This window comes from Ruegeria sp. CE9 (assembly GCF_056537425.1).
Window position 1 is genome coordinate 153,321 of sequence record NZ_JBQFRO010000010.1, and the last position, 18,729, is coordinate 172,049.

Genomic DNA, 18,729 nt, shown 5'->3' on the forward strand with positions numbered 1-18,729 from the left:
ACTAACCTAAACCTAATGTCAGAAACTGTCATCAGTACAGCATATCCATCGGGAATCCCAATCATGGAGCTGATAATGCTGACCCTTCTCACCTTCCCCTCTGCCTTCGGCCTATTCAGTGCCAGCCCGTTCTGCGTTAAAACAGCCCTGATGCTTCAAAGCGCAGGCCAGCAATGGCAACGATCCGATATGTTGGACCCGCGCAAGATGCCGCACCAAAAGCTGCCGGTCTTGCGCACGCCCGAGCGTCTAATTCCAGACAGTGACCTGATCCGAGACTGGCTCGAGGCAAAGGGGGCTAATTTTGATGCTGGCCTGACTGACCTGCAAAAGGCCCAATCCCGAACTCTGATCCGAATGGCCGAGGAACACTTGTACTTCCATATCGTGCAGGATCGCTGGGCCAATGATGACGTCTGGCCAATCCTGCGCGATACGTTCTTCACGGTCATTCCCGCGCTGATCCGCACACCGGTTTCGAACTCGGTCCGCAAATCTGTTCTCAAGGGGCTCGCATTTCAGGGCGTTTCCCGCTTTTCGCCCGCCGAAAGGCGGGACCGGCTGGAACATGATCTTGAGGCGATCTCGGCTTACCTTTGGCAATCGCCTTACCTTTTGGGCGAGCACCCAACTTCGGCAGACATGAGTGTCGGCCCGATGCTTGCTGCCATGCGCGCCTCGCCGTCAGACACCCCCCTGACCCGCCGGATCAAACAGGATAAGCTGCTAAGCAGTTATGTCGACCGAATGGAACAGGCGATCCCACTGTCATGACACCTTTTGAGGACGAGAAAGTGGCCGCAGCCTTCGAAGCGTTGCCAGAAGAGACGCGCAGCGGGGTACTTGCATTGCGTGAGCTGATCTTTGAGACCGCGGCCACTCTACCAAGCGCCCAGCCATTGGAAGAAGCGTTGCGGTGGGGTCAACCCGCTTATCTGGCGCCCAAGGGATCAACGATCCGCTTGGGCGGGCACAAGTCTGCCAAGTTTGCTTTGTTTGTACATTGCCAAAGCCGATTGATAGGAGACTTTACGTCCGCCTTTCCCGGCGAGGATCAGATCGAAGGCAGCCGTGCAGTGCTGTTTGAATCCGTCGATCAAATTGACCCAACGCGCCACGGCTGGCTGATCGCGCGTGCGCTGACCTATCACCTCTGACGGCGTTTGCGTTCCACCTTGCGCTTGATCTTGTCTTTTTTGCGCTTGGTGCTGACAGCTTTGCGCCGAGACCCACGCTTGGCAGGACCACGTCCGCGCGGCAGGGCCTGATCGTCGATGGACAACAGCTCAAGCTCAAGCCCGCCTGTCACCGGCGTCGCCTCGGTCAGGCGCACGGTCACACGCTGGCCAATGGCGATGATCAACCCGGTATCCGAGCCCATAAGCGTTCCCGCCTCACGATCGAAATGAAAGAACTCTCGCCCTAGTGAGCGCACGGGCACCAAGCCGTCCGCACCCGTTTCATCCATCTTCACGAAAGCGCCGAACCGGGCGACACCGCTGATGCGCCCGGAGAACTCGTTGCCCACGCGCTCACTGAGGTAGGCAGCCAAATAACGGTCGGTGGTATCGCGTTCAGCCATCATCGAGCGGCGCTCAGTGTCCGAGATATGGGTTGCGGTCTCCTCTAGCCGAGCAATCTCATCCTCGGTCAGCCCGTCCTTGCCCCAGCCATGGGCCGTGATCAGCGCGCGGTGCACGATCAGGTCGGCGTAGCGCCGGATGGGTGAGGTGAAATGCGCATAGTTCCGCAAGGCCAGTCCGAAATGACCGAAGTTTTCGGGGTTGTAATAGGCCTGTGCCATCGACCGCAAAGTCGTCAAGTTGATCAGCTCGGCATCCTCAGTCCCGGCGGCGGCATTCAACAGCGCATTGAGATGCCGTGTTTGCAGCACCTGTCCCTTTGCCAGATTCAAACCTGCCGCCTGCGCGGTTTCCCGAAGGCTTTCCAGCTTTTCCGGCGCGGGTTCTTCGTGCACACGAAACAGGAGCGGGCGTCGCTTGGCGATCAGCGTCTCGGCAGCGGCGACATTGGCGAGGATCATGAATTCTTCAATCAGCTTATGCGCATCCAGCCGGTCGCGGAACGCCACGCTGGTCACTTCGCCTGTATCGGACAGGACAATCTTGCGCTCCGGCAGGTCCAGTTCCAGCGGCTGCCGCACGTCCCGCGCTTTTTTCATCGCGGCATAGGCTGCATAGAGCGGTTTCAGCACCGTCTCCAACAAAGGCCCGGTACGGTCGTTCGGTGTGCCATCAATGGCCTCTTGCACCTCGGCATAATTTAGCGAGGCGGCAGAGCGCATCAGGCCGCGTACAAATCGGTGGCCGATCTTGTTGCCTTCGGCGTCGATCTGCATCCGAACCGCAATGCAGGCGCGCGGAACGCCTTCGTGCAGCGAGCACAGATCGCCCGATAGACGATCCGGCAGCATCGGAACCACACGATCGGGAAAATAGCTGGAATTGCCGCGTTTGCGCGCCTCGCGGTCCAGAGCGGTACCGGGCTGCACATAGGCGGCCACGTCAGCGATAGCGACCCAGATCACATGCCCACCCGGGTTTTTCGGGTCGTCATCTGAGTGCGCGTAACAGGCATCGTCATGATCCCGCGCATCCGAGGGGTCAATGGTCAGCAAAGGCATATCGCGCAGGTCTTCACGCCCTTTCAAACCAACGGGTTTGGCCTTGTCGGCCTCGTCGATCACCTTGTCGGGGAAATCGTCCGGGATACCATGTTGGTGGATCGCGATCAGCGACACAGCCTTGGGCGCGGTCGGATCACCCAGCCGCTCGACAATGCGCGCCCGCGGCAGGCCCATGCGGTTCTTGGGACCGGCCTGTTCGGCCTCGACCAGCTCACCGTCCTTTGCCCCCAGAACGGCCCCGTCCGCGACCAGCCATTCGGTGGACCCGGCCTTGTCGATAGGTACGATCCGGCCCCCCTCGGCCCCTTTGCGGAATATGCCAACGATCTTGCGCGGGTTGGTGCCAATGCGGCGGATCAGGCGGGCCTCGTAGTTGTGGTCTTCCTCATGCACGACCGTCAGCCGAGCCAGAATACGGTCGCCCTCGCCCAGTGCCGGGTCGCTCGCGCGGGTGATCAGCAGAACGACCGGCTCAACCCCTTCGCCATGCCATTCCAAGGGACGTGCAAACAAGTCACCATCAACATTCGGCGCCTTCACCTGCAATACGCTAACCGGCGGCAGGCGATCTGGATCACGATAGCTGCGCTTGCGCTTCTCCAGATGCCCCTCGGCCTCAAGCTCCTTAAGGATACGCTTCAGGTCGATCCGATCCGCCCCCTTGATCCCAAAGGCCTTGGCGATATCGCGTTTCGAAGTCAGGGTGGGGTTCGCAGAGATCCAGTCGAGGACCTCCTGCTTGGTCGGAATGCGTGTCATAGGTTCGGCCTAACACGGGCATGCGACCGCGTCATGACCAAAAATCGGCGCATCAGGTCAGCAATGCAGATCGGCCACGGTATCCACATCGCGCAGATGATCCAGCATTGCCACACGACACCCCGGGATTGACGCCAAAGTGTCAGCCAGCGCGTGCTCCGTCGACCAGCGCACATCATGAAACAGCCCTGAAGGTAACGCGCCAAAACGCTGCGCCCCGACCAGCCAATAGCCGCCATCCGGCGCAGGCCCGAACACAATCTGGGCCCGGCCCAACGCGCCAAATGCGCGCGCGATGTGACCGCGCGTGATCCCTGGGATATCGGCGCCAATCAGGCAGACGGGCCCTTTCGGGGCTTTGCGAAGCATCCGGCCCATGCGATCCCCCAAATCTCCGCCTCCCTGTGCCGCGCGCGGTAAGTCAATTGGCCAAACCCGGCTATTTAACCCTTCCCGGTCGGGCGAAATCGCCAGAACAATCTGCCAGCGCGGGTCACGCAAGCGCCGGATCAGTGCGCGCGTCTGATGCCGAAACCACCAGGCCGCCCCAACCATGCCAATATCGCGACCCAAACGGGTTTTGACCCGGCCCGGGCGCGGTTCTTTCACCATGATGATCAGCGTTCTTTGCATGGATCAGGCAAAGTAATCCGTCAAAATACGCGTATATATCGCCTTGAGCTGGTGGATTTGCGCCACCTCGACGCATTCATCAACCTGATGCATGGTGCGCCCGACCAGACCGAACTCAACCACCGGGCAGTGGTTCTTGATAAAGCGGGCATCCGACGTGCCACCCGTCGTCGATAGCTCAGGACGCGTGTTGGTTTCGGCCTCGACAGCTTGCGCCACCAAATCGGATAGCGGTCCGGGTGGGGTCAGAAAACTCTCGCCCGAGATTTTGATTCTGGTTTCGACCTCGACTCCGAACGCCTTAGCAACGGCATCCGCTTCGGATTTCAACCACTCGCTCAGGCTTGCGCCTGAGTGCAGGTCATTGAAACGGATATTCACTGTTCCCGCGCATTGCGCCGGGATGACATTTGTCGCCGGGTTGCCCGTATCCATCGTCACCACCGCCAAAGTAGAGGCGTCGAAATGATCGGTCCCCTGATCCAGTTCATGACTGGCCAGCCGGTCCATCAGCCGCGCCATCGCTGGCAACGGGTTCTTGGCCCGGTGCGGATACGCCGAATGCCCCTGTACTCCTGTCACAGTGAACCAAGCAGACATCGAGCCACGTCGGCCGATCTTCATCATCTCGCCCATCGTACTGGGGCAAGTCGGTTCACCCACCAAACAAACCGACATCCGCTCATCCGCGGCATCCATGTAATCGAGCAAAGCGACTGTGCCGTCCAGCGCATCTCCCTCTTCATCCCCGGTGACCGTCAGGATCACCGCCCCGTCCGGAGGAGTGTCGCGCACAAAGTCAATGGCCGCGGCAGCAAAGGCCGCCACACCCGACTTCATGTCTGTCGTCCCACGGCCATACATCACACCATCGCGGACTTCCGCGCCAAACGGGGCCATGGTCCATGCCGCCTCGTCACCAACCGGTACAACATCCGTGTGACCATTGAAGCCAAAGCTACGTGCGTGCCCTTTCCGCCCCCAGCGCGCAAACAGATTGCTGATGCCCGCGCGATCCACACGGGTGCATTCAAACCCTGCATCTTCAAGCACATCTTGCAGCAGAACCAATGCTCCGCCCTCTTCGGGTGTGACCGAAGGGCAACGGATCAGGTCTGCTGTCAGCTCTACTGGATCGGTCATATTGGGCCTCTTGTCCAAAGGGGTTCCTGTGTTCGTGCACAGATTCAACGAATTGCCCGGATTGCCAACCCCGAATAAGCGAAATCCCAGCCTGAAAGCACCAGCACCTTGATTTTGCACCTCAGCAAAACATGAGCGTTGACCCAGCGGCTGCCTTGCCGCGTGGCCCCGAAGTGCGATAGAGCGCCGCGAAACAGGTGATTCAACATGAAACGCGTCTTTTTCGCATTGATCTGCCTGACTTTCGCTACTTTCGTGCAGCAAAGCCAGGCCCAGACCCTTACGGTTACAACGGTAACCCGCCCTCCGTTTTCTTTTGTCGAAGACGGGGTCCAGACCGGCTTTTCGATGGACCTGCTGGCCGCACTCTCAGAATCGCTTGGCTGGGAATACACCGTGAACAGGGTCGAGAATTTTAGCGAGATGCTCGGCGCGGTGCAGGACGGCACTGCCGATCTGGCGATCGCGAACATTTCGATCACCGCCTCGCGCGAAACCCAGATGGATTTCACGCAACCCATCTTCGAAGCCGGTTTGCAGATCATGGTGCCGTCCGAGGCTGCGCGCCAGCCGTCACTGCTGCACGCCCTTCTGTCGCGTGAACTATTCATCGCAATTGGCCTGGCTTTTGCAATATTGCTTGGCGGCGGGATGCTGATGTGGAGTTTCGAGAAACGCGCGCAACCCTATTTCGATCGCAAGCTGAACGAAGCGTGGTTCCCATCGTTCTGGTGGGCCCTCAACCTTGTGGTTAATGGCGGGTTTGAAGAGCGGATGCCGCGTACGCCGTTTGGACGCCTTTTGGGTGTTGTGCTGGTTGTGTCTTCCTTGTTCATCGTCTCGGTTTTCACTGCCCGCATCACCTCGGTGATGACGGTGGATGCAATCACCGGAAGTGTAAATTCGGTCAATGACCTATACGGGAAACAGGTCGGCACCATCTCAGACTCAACCGCTGCCAGTTTCCTTAACCGGCGCGAGATTGAATTCGCTGGCTACAGCGATCTGCAGAACATGCTTACGGCGTTCGAGAACAAGGATCTGGATGCCGTTGTCTTTGATGCACCGATCCTGTCCTACTATGCCAGCCATGAAGGGCGCAGAATTGCGACAATGACCGGAGGCGTATTCCTGCGCGAAAACTACGGCATGGCGTTCCCAAGCGGCTCGCCCCTAGTCGAAGATGTCAATCAGGCGCTGCTGTCGCTGCGCGAAGATGGCACCTATGACGAAATTTATCGCAAGTGGTTCGGCGCGCGGAACTAAGCGGTTTCCTCATCCCCGAAGAATGGCGTCATCTGCGCGACGATTACGGCGTTTTCATCCAGCGCGCGCTGCATCAGCGACCGCTCATCCGGGTCGATATCATGTCCTTGCGCCTCTCGTTCGGCCAAGGTGCCATATCCTGTGACATCCAGCGGGGCGGTGTCGGCCTGTTTCAGGATCGCAACCGTTTCACGCACCGCCTCGGCCTCGTCAACACCACTTGCAAAACACATCAGCGCCGCTCCGGTTGCACCGTCGGGCAGCCCGTCGCCTTCCTTGCGGCCAATCTGAACCAACAGCGTATAGACCTGCTGGCGCGAAGGTTTCTTCTGCTTTTCCATGTTGCCCGCAATACGCGGGGACGGTGAGACGGTCAACTCAATCGCAGTTTGGACCAAGCAGATGATCCAGCAATATCAGAGCAGCGCTGCGCTGCGTGTCACGCCAACCCACACGCGGTTTCAGCGGCATCACCGCATCCGTGTTGAAATAGATTGCGGACACTCCCGCCGCAACGGCCTGGACCTTTTGAAGATCGGCCTTTGGCCGTTCTTGCAAGATTTCCGCGGCGATCCTGTCCTCGAAGTCATAGACAAACCCAAGCAGAGGTTCCCGCAATCCCTCATACTGCTCTGATGTCGCGACCAATGCGGCGAATACCGCCGCACCTTCCGAGGAATAGCTGCCGCGCCCGAACAGGGCCTCAGTCATCGCATCTATCCGGCCCGAAGGTGGTAAAACATGAAACAACTCTTCCACACGCTCGGCGAAAACCTTCAGAACGTGATCTAACAGCTTGCGCACCATCTCATCCCGGTTACCCAGGTAATGACGCAACAAGGGCCGCCCGACCCCAGCCTCTTCAGCAATGCGCGCCTGAGTCGAGCCATCCAACCCATACCGTGCAACGCAGCGCATGAAGGCGTTCAGAATTTGCTCGGACCTTGCGTCTTTCAGGCTGGGGCGCGGCATCAGAAACCAGTCATCAAGGGCGGGAAGAAATCGGCCACAACATAAAGAAGGCCCAGTCCGATCCACAGAACAACCAAAAGCCAGAAGACAACGGGATTTTCAGACCATTCAATCGACTCAATTAGAAAGGCCTGCCCTGAACGCATGGCCAATAGACCCCAAAAGATGAACAAACCCCCCCAGACGGCGTAGAATCCAGAAAGGGTTGAAACAAGAAGGACCAACAGCACAAAAAATGTCAGCCATTTTTGATGCCTCAAGCTTTGAACAAAACTCATCCTGCCTCCATGCGGCGGTTGAAAAACCTTAAGATCAAATCTGGACATTCGGCGGTTTACTGTCAATATTGATAATTATCATTTTTGACAATAAATGGAACTGACGATGCCGCCGCTAACTGCCCTTCCAGTTCACCCGCAACAACGCCTCCCGCGTGAGGCCTATGTCTCGGACAGCTGGTTTGAGGCCGAACAGAAATCCCTGTTCAGCAATTGCTGGACGTTTGCCGGGGTAACCATGGATTTTGCCGAACCCGGTGATTTCAGAACGGTCCAAGTCGGGGCCTTCGCGCTCATCGTCATTCGGGACGCCGCTGGTGAACTGCGGGCATTCCACAATCAATGCCGCCATCGTGGAACCGAGTTGTTGGAAGGCTGTGGCAACGCAGGCAAAACCATTGTCTGCCCTTATCACAACTGGGCCTACAATCTGGATGGCGCATTGCGTGGAATCCCAGCCCAGCGCGAATGCTTTCCAGACATCGACAAAAAGGCAACTGCGTTATTCGGCGCTTCGGTTGGGGTTTTTTGCAACCTCGTCTTTGTACATCCCGAGCCTGACCAGAGTTTTGACACATGGATCGGTGATCTGGATCAGGTCCCATGGCCTCATGACCTTGCGTCCAGCGATCTGCAGGAAAATCCGGACGATGTGATCTACGAAATCAAGTGCAACTGGAAAGTTTTCTTCGAAAACGCCGTCGACGGCTATCACTTGGCCTACCTGCACAAAGATACACTGGGCGGCCCAACCCATGACAAAAACCTTTGGGAGGTTTTCGGGCATAACTTGGTTTGGTGGTCGACCGAGGGTGAAGGTGTCAAACACCGCATCCCGCAATTCGTCGAGAACTCGGCCAAAGGATCCGGCATGAAGATGGTTCGGGGCGCAGAAACACCGGGCTATGGCGGTGTTTATATGTTGTTTCCAACCACGATCCTAACGCCGAATCCCTGGGGGTTTTCGATCTCGGTGATGGAGCCGATAGACGCCAATACAACGCTGCTGCGGGTCAGAAACTGGTCACCGAAAGGCTGGTTCACCTACACTCACCGCGCTGCGGACATCCCCGGTTATGACGCGGAAAGCGGCCGGATCAAATCTTCTCATTGGACCCAGCACCCGCTGGAGACCGGGGATTTCCAGACCGAAGATGTATGGGTTTGCGAAAAGATGCAGCGCGCACTTCAATCGCCCAGATACCAGGTTGGAACGTTGGCCAAGGGGGCAGGCGGTGAAGCGGCGATTGAGTTTTTCCAGCAAACGGTGCTGGAATTCATGCCAAAATAGCAAAAGGCCGCAGAGCCTGCGCTCTGCGGCCTTTTCAAACAGAATTCGATTGGATCAGTCGCGCAGCAACTCGTTGATCCCGGTTTTCGAACGGGTCTTTTCATCAACGCGCTTCACGATCACCGCGCAATACAGGCTGACATTGTTCTTCGAGGGCATCGAGCCTGCAACAACAACCGAATAAGGCGGAACCTCACCATACATGACCTCACCGGTTTCGCGGTCAACGATCTTGGTCGACTTGCCAATGAACACACCCATGCCCAAAACCGAACCCTCGCGGACGATGCAGCCTTCAACTACCTCGGACCGCGCGCCGATAAAGCAGTTGTCCTCGATGATGGTCGGGCCAGCTTGCATCGGCTCCAACACGCCGCCGATCCCGACACCACCCGACAGGTGGACGTTCTTGCCGATCTGCGCGCATGAACCAACGGTAGCCCAGGTGTCAACCATCGTGCCTTCGTCAACATAAGCGCCCAGGTTCACGAATGACGGCATCAGCACGACGCCCGGAGCGATATAAGCGGACTTGCGGACCACGCAGTTCGGAACGGCGCGGAACCCGGCCGAGCGCCACTGGTTCTCGCCCCAACCGGCAAACTTGCTGTCCACCTTGTCCCACCAGCCACCGTCTTGCGGGCCACCTGTTTGAATTTCCATATCCTTGATGCGGAAGCCCAACAGAACTGCTTTCTTTGCCCACTGGTTTACATGCCAATCACCGCTGTCCAGCTTTTCCGCAACCCGCAGTGACCCGCTGTCCAGCGCGTTCAGCGTGTCTTCGATCGCTTCACGCTGCTCACCGGTGGTCGCGGGCGTGATTGTGTCACGTGCCTCCCAGGCGGCTTCGATGGCGGCTTCCAGTTGCGCATTGGACATGGGGCGTCTCCCTAGAGAATCTGTTCACGTTGGTGTGGCCTATACGCAAGCAGGACCCATGGCGCAATGCGACGCAGGTCCCCTTGTTTGCGTCAATCTTCTGTTAGGGCCGCCATCGCAACAAACATGTTCTGGTCATTTTGCGTTCCTGCATTGGGTGCTGTCAGCAAGACATCACCGTAAAAAACCGAATTTGCCCCGGCCAGAAAGCACAATGCCTGCTCGGCAGTCGAAAAGTCTGAGCGACCGGCTGACAGGCGCACGCGTGCCCGTGGCATGGCGATCCGTGCGGTCGCGACCATGCGCACCAGATCAAAGATGCTTACCTTTTCCTGATGCTCCAACGGGGTACCCTTGATCGGAATCAAAGCATTAATCGGCACGCTTTCTGGGTGCGGATCGAAATTCGCTAGCACTTGCAACAGCGATGCGCGATCCCGCAAAGACTCGCCCATGCCGATGATACCGCCACAGCACAAATCGATGCCTTCATCCCGGCAATAGCTGAGGGTTTCAAGACGATCCTGATAGGTGCGTGTGCCGATGATCTCACCATAGAACTCAGGTGAGGTATCGAGGTTGTGGTTATACGCCGTCAGCCCTGCCTCGGCCAAGCGCTTGGCCTGATGCGGTTTGAGCATGCCAAGCGTTACGCACGCCTCCATCCCCAGATCTCGCACGCCGCGCACCATGTCTAACACGTTGTCGAATTCTTCGCCGTCCCGCACCTGACGCCACGCGGCACCCATGCAAAACCGTTCCGCCCCCGCATCCCGCGCCCGTTTGGCAAGCGAGATGACATGCGCAGGATTCATCAGCTTTTCTTTGGTCAGCTCGACCTCACGATGATGCGCTGATTGCGGGCAATACGCGCAGTCTTCCGGGCAGCTGCCGGTTTTGATCGACAACAGGCTCGCTTTCTGTATGTCGTTCGGGTCGTGATGCGTACGATGAACAGCATTTGCCCTTCCTACGAGGTTCAGCAAAGGAAGGCGCAGCAGCGCCTCCACTTCGTCAACGGTCCAGTCGCTGCGGATATCCTGTCCGGCATCAAGCATCTGATCGCGATCCGCGAATTTTCTGCATCAGACCTGCCGGCAGGCCGATCACCAAGACAGCCGCCAAGGCGATTTTGACAAGATCGCCCGCGATGAAGGGGATAAAGCCAAAGGCCAGCACCTTGTCAGCAGGTACAAACTGGGCCAACCAGCCCAAACCCAACGCGTAAATAACCGCAAGGCCGACAAGCATGGCGGGGACCAGATACAGTTTACGAAGATTATCCGCCGCCCAGCCAACAATGAATGCCGCAACAACAAAGCCCAGCAGATAGCCGCCGGTTCCGCCCATCATATAGGCCAGCCCGATGCCTTTTTCTGGCGTCCCGGCGAACACTGGCAGACCCACCGCGCCAGCAACCATGTAGCCAATCACGGTCGCAGACCCGAGCCGCATCCCGAAGGTCGCAGCAATCGCCATGACCGCCGCAACCTGAAGGGTCATCGGCACGGGCCAGAAAGGCACTTGTATTTTCGCACTTGCGGTCAGCAACAGGATACCTGCCACGACCCGAATGATCTGCCCCGTAAGGCCTAACGCGCCTGCAGCGGGCAAGTTGGATTGAAGGGTGGTTTTCATTGGCTTTCCTTTTTATAGATAATTTTTACCTGATTCACAGATCAGCATCTATTTTATCTATTATAAAGCAAGCGAAATCTGTTACGCCCTTGCAATCTAGTATTAAACTGCCTGAAATTATCAGCTGGCGCGCCGAATATGACGCACAAGTATCGATGTTGCAGCTGCTACATCTTTGCTCTTGAGCGCCTGAATGATAGCTGCATGATCTGTATCAACACGCTGCACCCATTTGGGCCGCCAATGCGCAAACAGGTGCCGTGCGCTTGCAATGTGCAAATCATCAATGGCATGCAGCAGACGTGGTAACCCGCATGGGGTCAGGATCGCACGGTGAAAGACCCTGTTCCGCGCTTCCCACAGCGGCATGCTATCAGCGTCATCGCACGCCTTTCTTGCGTCATCGGCTGCTTTCAATGCTGTAGGCGTCATATTTTGGGCGGAATGCTGCATCGCCAGCGTCTCCAACGCGACGCGCATCTCGATCACTTCGCGCACCTCGGCAGGATCCAACGCGGTCACACGCATGCCTTTGTGCGGCTCACTATTGGCCAACCCATGTGCCTCGAGCCTCAGCAATGCCTCTCGCACCGGCACATGGCTAGTCTCAAAGGCGCGGGCAATGTGGTCTTGTCGCAGCTTCTCACCTGCAGCCAGATCACCGGTGATGATTTGCTGGCTAAGAGATTGATATATCGTGTTCGCGATGGTTGCCGTCATGAATTATAGATAAAATTCACAACCTGCATCCACAAGCGGTATTTTCAACTCGTCAGAGGGTCTGGCGCAATGTTCCCTCCGCAAACCAGCACGGCCACACGCTCATCCGGCTCAGGTTGATAGGCACCAGATGTCAAAGCTGCCAAAGCCGCCGCCCCTGCCGGTTCAACCAGAATACGATGGGCCTGCCACAGGGAGATTTGGGCTTGTGATATCGCGTCGTCAGAAACCAGAACCGAGGTCATCCCCTGAGACAGCCCAAAGCAGATGTCACCAATTCGTCTGGCGCCCAGCGCATTTGCCGCAATGCCCGAGACAGACACATCAATCGGCTCACCCGCAGTCAGTGCCGCATTCAGCGCGCACGATGTTTCCGGCTCGACCGCCACAACCTTGCGCGCACCCTGGAACCAGGCCAGCGCTCCGGCAATCAGGCCACCACCACCCACAGCCACCAGCACGGTATCAGCTTGTAGACCCTGAGCGTCCCATTCCGCAAAGCACGTCCCCTGCCCTGCCACCGTTGCGGGCGCATCATAGGCGTGGATTTGCATAGCGCCGGTGCTCTCCTCATGCGCCTGCGCCATGGTCAGAGCATTGGCATATTCCCCCGGAACCACGCTCAGATCAGCTCCGATCCGTTCAATCAGGGCGATTTTGGATGGCCCAGCAAGCTCAGGGACAAAAATTTTCGCAGGGTAGCCCAATGCTTTTGCTGCATATGCCGCGGCCGCACCATGATTGCCGCCTGATGCCGCCACCACGCCCGCGGCAGGTACATCCATGCTAAGCAAGGTATTGAACGCGCCGCGCGCTTTGAAGCTACCGGTGTGCTGCATGTGCTCCAGCTTCAGCTCGACCGGATAGCCCAGCGCGTTACTCTGCATCACCGGCGTGATTTGCGCGTGTCCGGCAATGCGATCCCGCGCAACTAATATTTCACTTTTCCAATCCATTCTTGTCTTTCCGTGACTGGCACTCTGCCCGCGAACCCTATAGCTGTTTTGAAAACACGCAAGCAGGGAACCCCGTTTATGAGAGAAGATCGCCTCAGCCCTTTCCGCGATGCCCAAACCGACCGCTCGACCGCGAGCGAGGTGCCGGATACGCCGCAAACGCGGTCTCCGGCTTATCGCCTTGCCTTCGCTGATGATGATTTCCTGTGTCGGGATGAGCTGCGCCCAGTTCGCCTACAGCTCGAACTGCTGAAGCCCGAGATGATCATGACCGAGCGCGAGATCACCTCGACCATCGTCATGTTCGGTGGTGCCCGCATCCCGGAACCCGCTCAGAAACACACCGCCCGCACCGAGACCTTGGCTGGCTTGTCGAAATACTATGATGAGGCACAGGAATTTGCGCGTCTGATGACGGAGAAATCAAATCAGACGGGTTGCCGCGAGAACGTGATCGTCACGGGTGGCGGCCCCGGCGTGATGGAAGCGGGTAACCGTGGTGCACAGGATGCGGGTGGCTGTTCCATCGGCCTGAACATCGTGCTGCCGCACGAGCAGGCACCGAACATGTATGTAACGCCTGATCTCAGCTTCAACTTCCACTATTTCGCCATCCGCAAGATGCACTTCCTGATGCGCGCCCGCGCCATCACCATATTTCCCGGTGGTTTCGGTACGATGGATGAGCTGTTCGAATCCCTGACCCTGATCCAGACCGGCCGAATGGACCGCGTCCCCTTCCTGCTGTTCGGACGTGAGTTCTGGGAGAAGGTGATCAACTGGGAGGCGCTGGCCGATGCAGGCACCATCTCGGACGAAGATCTTGACCTGTTCCGCTTTGTCGACACCGCGCAAGAGGCGGTGGATATCATCGAAAACTGGGAGCCCGCGCCCCCACGCGATGAAATTCCGGGGCGCTGAGCCATGAGCCCGAAGGCCGGAGAAATGTTGCACCTTCGCGGGAACGCCCTGAACAAGGGCGAGCCTGTGGCCCTGCCGCTGACCCAAAGCAGCATGTACCATCTGCCGGGCGCGCCGGATGGGCACGCCAGCTATGGCCGGGTCGACAACCCGACCTGGGTGCATCTGGAACACGTTCTGTCGCATCTCGAAGATGCGCCCTGCCTCAGCTTTCCCTCGGGTATGGGCGCGATTTCGGCGGCCCTGTTTGCGACGGTCAAAGCCGGATCTCGGCTGCTGATCCCGTCTGACGGGTATTATGTGACCCGTCTTCTTGCTGATCGGTTCCTGTCAAATCTGGGCGTCTCGGTCGTCGAGCGCCCAACCACCGCCTTTGCCGAAGGTGGCTTTGATGGATTCGATGTGGTGTTTTTGGAAAGCCCCTCGAATCCCGGTCTGGACATGCTTGACCTGCCAGAAATTGCAGGGGCCGTGCGCGAGACCGGTGGCATCACTATCGCTGACAATACAACGATGACACCTTTGGGCCAACGCCCACTGGACCTTGGCGTCGATGTGGTGGTGAGTTCAGACACCAAAGCAATGGGCGGGCATTCAGACCTGCTCATGGGCCATGTGGCCAGCCGTAATGCACAGATTATGGAACGCGTTGAGGAATGGCGCCGTGTCTCTGGTGCAATTCCAGGACCGCATGAGGCGTGGCTGCTGCATCGCGGACTCGAAACGCTTGACGTGCGGTTTGACCGGATGTGCCGCTCGGCGCAAGTTCTGGCCGAACGGCTGGCCGCGCATGCCGCCGTGAAACACATCCGTTATCCCGGTCTGCCCGATGATCCGGCGCACGCATTGGCCACAGCACAAACCAAGCGATTTGGGTTCTTGCTGAGCCTGACGCTTGAAACCGAGGCCAAAGCCGAACAGTTCATCAACACCTGCCCCTTGCTACGCCCGGCCACTTCCTTTGGCGGCGTCCACAGCTCGGCCGAGCGGCGTGCTCGTTGGGGGGATGCTGTCGATCCTGCTTTCATCCGCTTGTCTGTTGGGTGTGAACCGGTTGACGAACTATGGCTGGCCTTTGAGACCAGTTTGGACGCACTGTGATTATTTCTTAGTCTCGCGCAGCTCGGGAAACACATAGATTGGCAGCACAATACTGCCGATCAGGGCGCCCAACCAAACCAGCAGTGTTGCGGCCAACAGGTTCGAAATACCGCCAATCGTCAGCCCGGACGTGATGAGGTCGGTGACCAATAGGCCAACAAAGGTCACGATCAAGGCAATCCCGCCTTTCAGCGCCGGTGCCTTCTTTTCCCCCAGCTTCAGGATTAGGGGCTCAGCTATGACCTGAACCAGAGTGAATACGATCACCACCACTATGAACGAGATTGGCCGGATCGCAAACTCCGACAACAGCAAACTGGCCAACAAGAGCCCGATGGCGTTCCCCGCCAGCAAAGCCAGCACTGATTTGAGCCTGCGCGTCATGGGTGATCTCCGTCAATGAACACTCTGAAACATCTCGATATTAGCAGAGCATGAAAGATTTACGAGACAATTTAACCGCCTCTTCTTTTTGACCTGTTGAAATCAATTGATAAAATACCTTCATCAAGGCCAAACCCTACATCGACGAGAGGCAAGATGAGCGACGATCCCTATTCCGTTCTTGGCGTCGCCAAAGATGCCAGCGATGCAGAAATCAAGAAAGCCTATCGGAAGATCGCCAAGGAGTGTCACCCGGACCTCAAGCCAGGCGATACCGAGGCTGAAGCAAAGTTCAAAGCCGCCGCCGCCGCTTACGATCTGCTGAAAGATCCAGAGACGCGCAAAAGCTATGACAACGGCGAGATTGATGCCTCGGGACAGGAACGTCCACAGCAGCAATATTATCGGGACTATGCCGAGGCCGCAGGCAACCCCTATCGCGGGTATTCGGCCGAACAAGACGACATGTCCGATATCTTTGCCGAATTCATGCGCGGGCGGGGCGGATACGGCCAGCGGAGCCAAGAGTTCCACGCGCCGGGCCACAATCTGAACTATTCTCTGCAGATCAGTTTTCTGGACGCCGTTTTCGGAGCCAGCCAGAAATTGACCCTGCCGGATGGAAACCGGATTGAGGTAAAGATACCCGCCGGCATCACCACTGGGCAAACCATCCGCCTGCGCGGCAAAGGCGCTCCGGGATATGGTGAAGGGCCACCCGGCGATGCGCTGGTCACCATTTCGGTCGCCGATCATCCTGTGTTTGACCGTCAAGGCGATGACATCCACATCACGTTGCCGATCACGATCGACGAGGCAGTTCTGGGTGGCAAGGTTCCCGCGCCCACCATCGACGGGGGCGTCAATGTCAGCGTTCCCGCAGGCACCAGCAGCGGCAAGACCCTGCGTCTGCGTGGCAAGGGAGTTAAGAAACGCGGTTCGTCCAACCGGGGAGATCAGTTCATAGAACTGACTGTCGCAATGCCAGAGAAGGTGGATGATGAGTTAAAGCAATTCATGGAGACATGGCGCGAAACCCACAGCTATGATCCGCGCAAAGGAATGCCGTCATGAGCCGTACATTGAACGAAGCCGAACTGATCGACGCCATTGCCCGCCTGACCTCGGATCGCTTGACCGAATACCTGGCAGCCGAGATCGTAATCCCCGAGCAATCGGAGCAAGGTCTGCGCTATCAGCGCATCGACGTTGCCCGGCTGGAACTGGCCTGCGAGTTGCATGACCAGTACGATATGGAGCCAGATGCATTGTCGATGATGATCTCTCTGATCGACCAGATGCATGGGCTGCGGGCCGAGCTGCGAGAGGTTCTGAACGCGGTTGAGGCGCAACCAGAACCTGTTCGCCAAAAACTTATCGAGGTCATAGGCACAGCGCGTTTCCGTCGCAGCTAGCGGGGTTTTGGGCATAAGGATTTTGGCGTAGAAGGCCGGCTTGATCCTTTGCCCGGTAGTCCCATGACCCAGACCCGATCCGAATTGCTGATGCCTGCAGGCAATCTGCGCAAGTTGAAACTCGCCATCCTCTATGGCGCAGATGCGGTCTATTTGGGCACGCCTGATATGTCGCTGCGCACAAAATCCGAGTTCTCGCTGGAAGAAGTGATCGAAGGGGTCGAATTCTGCCACCAACATGGCCGACGCGCCTATCTGACGCTGAACCTGTTTTCGCACAACAAGGACATCCCGAAGCTGGACGAATACATCGAAACGGTTCGCAAGGTGGAACCCGACGGGTTGATCATTGCCGACCCGGGTGTGTTCCAATATGTCCGCGAACGCGCGCCGGAACTGCCGCTTCATATCTCGACCCAAGCAAATATCTGTTCCTGGCTATCGGTGAAGTTCTGGCAGGATCAGGGGGCGGAGCTTGTGGTTCTGGCGCGCGAAGTCTCGTACCCCGAACTGGTCGAAATCCGCGAGAAGTGCCCGGACATCAAGATTGAGGCCTTCGTCCATGGCGCCATGTGCATGACCTATTCGGGTCGCTGTTTGCTGTCGAATTTCATGGCCGAGCGCGGCGCGAACCAAGGCAACTGCGCCAATTCCTGCCGCTGGAACTATGGTGTGAAACTGCGCCTCAAGGATGGCACCCATCAGGAGCTGCGCATCACCGACGAAAACGCCGATCTGTTCGAATTTCTGCTGGAAGAAGGCTGCCGCCCCGGTGATCTGATGCCCATTGAAGAGGATGATCGCGGCTCGTACATCCTCAATTCCCGCGATCTGTGCATCATGCCCAAGCTGGATGAATATCTGAAGATTGGCGTCGACAGCCTTAAGGTTGAAGGCCGCGGTAAGTCGGAATACTACGCCGCAATCGTCGCGCGCGCTTATCGCATGGCAATCGATGACTATCATGCGAACCCTGAGGGCTGGGATCCTAAGCCTTACATGCGCGAACTCGAAACAGTTGGAAACCGGGGATACACTCTGGCCTTCCACGAAGGGCGGTTGACCAACTACGCACATGACTATGAGCACACGGCGTCAATCGCGCAGTGGGAATATGCCGGGATAGTCACTGATGTGACCGACGATGCCTTTTTAGTCGAGGTAAAAACAAGCTGGAACCGGGCGATGTTCTGGACTTCGTGTCGCCGATTTCGCGCGATACCGTGCTGCTGCGGGTCTACGATTTCGAACGTGCATCCGACGGCAAACGACTGGACTTGGTTCATGGCAGCTCGAAAACCGTAATCCGCCTGCCCTTCACTTTGTTCGACCACGAAGATATCGACGATCTGCGCGCCCGCTTCCCGGTTTACTCGGTCCTGCGCAAGGAACGCGCCCTGACCGACGAGCATTGGAGCCGCATTCGCTTTGACAAACTGGTGCAGGGGCTGGAAGCCACGGGCCGCGACAACCCCGAAGCTTATGCCCGTCGTAGGAATGAGCTGGTCGAGAAGATTGGCGAGGACGGCAACGAACGCCGCTTCAAAACCAACCGGATCGGCACCGAAGGCTGTTGCGGCAAAGGCTGCAACGGCTGCCTGATCTTCTGGCAGGACGACAAATATGCCCGTGCTCGCGAGGCTCTATCCAAACGCAAACAGGGCGAGCAGCTTAGCCGTCAAGAAGCATCCGAACTGAAACTGCCCGATCTAGAAACCTGAGC

General features: G+C 57.7%; 21 protein-coding genes. 10 read left to right on the plus strand and 11 right to left on the minus strand.

Going from position 1 to position 18,729, the window contains the following annotated elements; all coding sequences use genetic code 11:
- Positions 1-75 precede the first annotated feature (75 nt).
- Together ACR0B3_RS18005 and ACR0B3_RS18010 are read left to right on the plus strand one after the other, a co-directional pair.
- Positions 76-774 carry a glutathione S-transferase family protein gene (locus ACR0B3_RS18005; protein WP_480810252.1) on the plus strand — a complete coding sequence of 233 codons (699 nt, stop codon included), beginning with the start codon at positions 76-78 and terminating at the stop codon, positions 772-774.
- Positions 771-1,157, plus strand: coding sequence for a DUF1801 domain-containing protein (locus ACR0B3_RS18010; protein WP_480810253.1), 387 nt, complete (start codon positions 771-773; stop codon positions 1,155-1,157). The genes ACR0B3_RS18005 and ACR0B3_RS18010 overlap by 4 nt, the downstream gene beginning before the upstream one ends.
- Here ACR0B3_RS18010 and rnr read toward each other — a convergent pair.
- The 3 genes from rnr to dapE are packed head-to-tail and all read right to left on the minus strand — an operon-like array spanning position 1,148 to position 5,182.
- Positions 1,148-3,406, minus strand: coding sequence for a ribonuclease R (gene rnr / locus ACR0B3_RS18015; RefSeq protein ID WP_480810254.1), 2,259 nt, complete (start codon positions 3,404-3,406; stop codon positions 1,148-1,150). The two genes, ACR0B3_RS18010 and rnr, sit on opposite strands and share 10 nt — an antisense overlap.
- Positions 3,407-3,463: 57 nt before the next feature.
- Positions 3,464-4,039, minus strand: a complete 576-nt coding sequence (locus tag ACR0B3_RS18020) for a TIGR04282 family arsenosugar biosynthesis glycosyltransferase (protein ID WP_480810255.1) — start codon at positions 4,037-4,039, stop codon at positions 3,464-3,466.
- Between the two features lie 3 nt (positions 4,040-4,042).
- The gene (gene dapE, locus ACR0B3_RS18025) at positions 4,043-5,182 is read right to left on the minus strand and encodes a succinyl-diaminopimelate desuccinylase (RefSeq protein ID WP_480810256.1); all 1,140 of its coding nucleotides are present in this window, start codon (positions 5,180-5,182) and stop codon (positions 4,043-4,045) included.
- Between the two features lie 207 nt (positions 5,183-5,389).
- Here dapE and ACR0B3_RS18030 point away from each other — a divergent pair, with 207 nt between their 5' ends.
- On the plus strand, positions 5,390-6,448 hold the full coding sequence (locus ACR0B3_RS18030) for a transporter substrate-binding domain-containing protein (protein ID WP_480810257.1): 1,059 nt from the start codon (positions 5,390-5,392) through the stop codon (positions 6,446-6,448).
- Here ACR0B3_RS18030 and ACR0B3_RS18035 read toward each other — a convergent pair.
- Positions 6,445-6,789 (minus strand): hypothetical protein, encoded by a 345-nt coding sequence (locus ACR0B3_RS18035; protein WP_480810258.1) that lies wholly within the window; start codon positions 6,787-6,789, stop codon positions 6,445-6,447. The genes ACR0B3_RS18030 and ACR0B3_RS18035 overlap by 4 nt on opposite strands.
- A 37-nt stretch (positions 6,790-6,826) precedes the next feature.
- Positions 6,827-7,420, minus strand: coding sequence for a TetR/AcrR family transcriptional regulator (locus tag ACR0B3_RS18040; protein ID WP_480810259.1), 594 nt, complete (start codon positions 7,418-7,420; stop codon positions 6,827-6,829).
- A 372-nt stretch (positions 7,421-7,792) separates the two neighbouring features.
- Here ACR0B3_RS18040 and ACR0B3_RS18045 point away from each other — a divergent pair, with 372 nt between their 5' ends.
- Positions 7,793-8,989 carry an aromatic ring-hydroxylating oxygenase subunit alpha gene (locus ACR0B3_RS18045; RefSeq protein WP_480810260.1) on the plus strand — a complete coding sequence of 399 codons (1,197 nt, stop codon included), beginning with the start codon at positions 7,793-7,795 and terminating at the stop codon, positions 8,987-8,989.
- 54 nt (positions 8,990-9,043) lie between these two features.
- Here ACR0B3_RS18045 and dapD read toward each other — a convergent pair whose 3' ends face one another.
- The 5 genes from dapD to ACR0B3_RS18070 form a co-directional block, all read right to left on the minus strand.
- Positions 9,044-9,871: a 2,3,4,5-tetrahydropyridine-2,6-dicarboxylate N-succinyltransferase gene (gene dapD, locus ACR0B3_RS18050; RefSeq protein ID WP_480810261.1), complete on the minus strand. Its 828-nt coding sequence runs from the start codon at positions 9,869-9,871 to the stop codon at positions 9,044-9,046.
- Between the two features lie 92 nt (positions 9,872-9,963).
- Complete coding sequence (bioB, locus tag ACR0B3_RS18055) at positions 9,964-10,929, minus strand: biotin synthase BioB (protein WP_480810262.1); 966 nt, start codon at positions 10,927-10,929, stop codon at positions 9,964-9,966.
- Positions 10,922-11,509: a biotin transporter BioY gene (locus ACR0B3_RS18060; RefSeq protein WP_480810263.1), complete on the minus strand. Its 588-nt coding sequence runs from the start codon at positions 11,507-11,509 to the stop codon at positions 10,922-10,924. Before ACR0B3_RS18060 ends, bioB begins: the two co-directional genes overlap by 8 nt.
- 120 nt (positions 11,510-11,629) lie before the next feature.
- A complete protein-coding gene (locus ACR0B3_RS18065) occupies positions 11,630-12,229 on the minus strand; it encodes a GntR family transcriptional regulator (RefSeq protein WP_480810264.1) in 600 nt (199 codons plus the stop codon).
- A gap of 44 nt (positions 12,230-12,273) precedes the next feature.
- A complete protein-coding gene (locus tag ACR0B3_RS18070; RefSeq protein ID WP_480810265.1) occupies positions 12,274-13,185 on the minus strand; it encodes a threonine/serine dehydratase in 912 nt (303 codons plus the stop codon).
- 78 nt (positions 13,186-13,263) lie between these two features.
- Between ACR0B3_RS18070 and ACR0B3_RS18075 the strand changes: the two genes are divergently transcribed.
- Both ACR0B3_RS18075 and ACR0B3_RS18080 read left to right on the plus strand, forming a co-directional pair.
- Positions 13,264-14,106 (plus strand): LOG family protein, encoded by an 843-nt coding sequence (locus ACR0B3_RS18075; protein ID WP_480810266.1) that lies wholly within the window; start codon positions 13,264-13,266, stop codon positions 14,104-14,106.
- Between the two features lie 3 nt (positions 14,107-14,109).
- The gene (locus ACR0B3_RS18080; protein ID WP_480810267.1) at positions 14,110-15,207 is read left to right on the plus strand and encodes a cystathionine gamma-lyase; all 1,098 of its coding nucleotides are present in this window, start codon (positions 14,110-14,112) and stop codon (positions 15,205-15,207) included.
- Here the strand turns inward: ACR0B3_RS18080 and ACR0B3_RS18085 are convergent, their stop codons facing one another.
- Positions 15,208-15,591 (minus strand): hypothetical protein, encoded by a 384-nt coding sequence (locus ACR0B3_RS18085; RefSeq protein WP_170686911.1) that lies wholly within the window; start codon positions 15,589-15,591, stop codon positions 15,208-15,210.
- A gap of 156 nt (positions 15,592-15,747) precedes the next feature.
- Between ACR0B3_RS18085 and ACR0B3_RS18090 the strand changes: the two genes are divergently transcribed.
- From ACR0B3_RS18090 to ACR0B3_RS18105, 4 genes are all read left to right on the plus strand, one after another.
- On the plus strand, positions 15,748-16,665 hold the full coding sequence (locus ACR0B3_RS18090) for a DnaJ C-terminal domain-containing protein (protein WP_480810268.1): 918 nt from the start codon (positions 15,748-15,750) through the stop codon (positions 16,663-16,665).
- Positions 16,662-17,006 carry a hypothetical protein gene (locus ACR0B3_RS18095; protein ID WP_480810269.1) on the plus strand — a complete coding sequence of 115 codons (345 nt, stop codon included), beginning with the start codon at positions 16,662-16,664 and terminating at the stop codon, positions 17,004-17,006. Before ACR0B3_RS18090 ends, ACR0B3_RS18095 begins: the two co-directional genes overlap by 4 nt.
- 63 nt (positions 17,007-17,069) lie before the next feature.
- A complete protein-coding gene (locus ACR0B3_RS18100; RefSeq protein WP_480810270.1) occupies positions 17,070-18,311 on the plus strand; it encodes a peptidase U32 family protein in 1,242 nt (413 codons plus the stop codon).
- Complete coding sequence (locus ACR0B3_RS18105; protein WP_480810271.1) at positions 18,284-18,727, plus strand: hypothetical protein; 444 nt, start codon at positions 18,284-18,286, stop codon at positions 18,725-18,727. The genes ACR0B3_RS18100 and ACR0B3_RS18105 overlap by 28 nt, the downstream gene beginning before the upstream one ends.
- The last annotated feature ends 2 nt before the right edge of the window (positions 18,728-18,729 follow it).

Excerpts from the sequence above, each read along its gene's own strand:
- ACR0B3_RS18060 (WP_480810263.1), bottom strand. The coding sequence starts at position 11,509 with ATGAAAACCACCCTTCAATCCAACTTGCCCGCTGCAGGCGCGTTAGGC.
- ACR0B3_RS18005 (WP_480810252.1), top strand. The coding sequence starts at position 76 with ATGCTGACCCTTCTCACCTTCCCCTCTGCCTTCGGCCTATTCAGTGCC.
- ACR0B3_RS18085 (WP_170686911.1), bottom strand. The coding sequence starts at position 15,591 with ATGACGCGCAGGCTCAAATCAGTGCTGGCTTTGCTGGCGGGGAACGCC.
- dapD (WP_480810261.1), bottom strand. The coding sequence starts at position 9,871 with ATGTCCAATGCGCAACTGGAAGCCGCCATCGAAGCCGCCTGGGAGGCA.
- ACR0B3_RS18065 (WP_480810264.1), bottom strand. The coding sequence starts at position 12,229 with ATGACGGCAACCATCGCGAACACGATATATCAATCTCTTAGCCAGCAA.
- ACR0B3_RS18100 (WP_480810270.1), top strand. The coding sequence starts at position 17,070 with ATGACCCAGACCCGATCCGAATTGCTGATGCCTGCAGGCAATCTGCGC.
- ACR0B3_RS18070 (WP_480810265.1), bottom strand. The coding sequence starts at position 13,185 with ATGGATTGGAAAAGTGAAATATTAGTTGCGCGGGATCGCATTGCCGGA.
- ACR0B3_RS18080 (WP_480810267.1), top strand. The coding sequence starts at position 14,110 with ATGAGCCCGAAGGCCGGAGAAATGTTGCACCTTCGCGGGAACGCCCTG.
- ACR0B3_RS18045 (WP_480810260.1), top strand. The coding sequence starts at position 7,793 with ATGGAACTGACGATGCCGCCGCTAACTGCCCTTCCAGTTCACCCGCAA.
- ACR0B3_RS18040 (WP_480810259.1), bottom strand. The coding sequence starts at position 7,420 with ATGCCGCGCCCCAGCCTGAAAGACGCAAGGTCCGAGCAAATTCTGAAC.
- ACR0B3_RS18010 (WP_480810253.1), top strand. The coding sequence starts at position 771 with ATGACACCTTTTGAGGACGAGAAAGTGGCCGCAGCCTTCGAAGCGTTG.
- ACR0B3_RS18075 (WP_480810266.1), top strand. The coding sequence starts at position 13,264 with ATGAGAGAAGATCGCCTCAGCCCTTTCCGCGATGCCCAAACCGACCGC.
- ACR0B3_RS18035 (WP_480810258.1), bottom strand. The coding sequence starts at position 6,789 with ATGGAAAAGCAGAAGAAACCTTCGCGCCAGCAGGTCTATACGCTGTTG.
- bioB (WP_480810262.1), bottom strand. The coding sequence starts at position 10,929 with ATGCTTGATGCCGGACAGGATATCCGCAGCGACTGGACCGTTGACGAA.
- dapE (WP_480810256.1), bottom strand. The coding sequence starts at position 5,182 with ATGACCGATCCAGTAGAGCTGACAGCAGACCTGATCCGTTGCCCTTCG.
- ACR0B3_RS18030 (WP_480810257.1), top strand. The coding sequence starts at position 5,390 with ATGAAACGCGTCTTTTTCGCATTGATCTGCCTGACTTTCGCTACTTTC.
- rnr (WP_480810254.1), bottom strand. The coding sequence starts at position 3,406 with ATGACACGCATTCCGACCAAGCAGGAGGTCCTCGACTGGATCTCTGCG.
- ACR0B3_RS18090 (WP_480810268.1), top strand. The coding sequence starts at position 15,748 with ATGAGCGACGATCCCTATTCCGTTCTTGGCGTCGCCAAAGATGCCAGC.
- ACR0B3_RS18020 (WP_480810255.1), bottom strand. The coding sequence starts at position 4,039 with ATGCAAAGAACGCTGATCATCATGGTGAAAGAACCGCGCCCGGGCCGG.
- ACR0B3_RS18095 (WP_480810269.1), top strand. The coding sequence starts at position 16,662 with ATGAGCCGTACATTGAACGAAGCCGAACTGATCGACGCCATTGCCCGC.